The sequence below is a fragment of the Amycolatopsis sp. SID8362 genome, from assembly GCF_010550475.1.
In the GTDB taxonomy this organism is placed as follows: domain Bacteria; phylum Actinomycetota; class Actinomycetes; order Mycobacteriales; family Pseudonocardiaceae; genus Amycolatopsis; species Amycolatopsis eburnea.
Window position 1 is genome coordinate 1 of the sequence record NZ_JAAGNB010000676.1, and the last position, 239, is coordinate 239.

Genomic DNA, 239 nt, shown 5'->3' on the forward strand with positions numbered 1-239 from the left:
GCGGCGGTCGTGCAGCTCCCGGAACACGCCCATGGCGGCCCGCAGGTGCCGCCGCGCGCCCGCCGGATCACCCGCGCGGCGGCGGGCTTCGGCCAGGCTGCGGTGGGTGTAGGCGGCGGCGTGCCGGTGCCCGATCTGGTCGAACAGCGCCAGCGACCGCGTCAGGCAGCGCTGCCCGTCGGCGAGTTCCCCGGCGTCGGTGTGCAGGTCGCCGAGGCTGCGCAGGACGTGCGCCTCCC

At 78.2% G+C, this 239-nt stretch carries 1 protein-coding gene; it reads right to left on the minus strand.

What is annotated here, in order from left to right; translation table 11 throughout:
* Window positions 1-239: tetratricopeptide repeat protein (locus G3I65_RS20435; protein ID WP_160697525.1), on the minus strand; the 239-nt coding region annotated here is incomplete at both ends.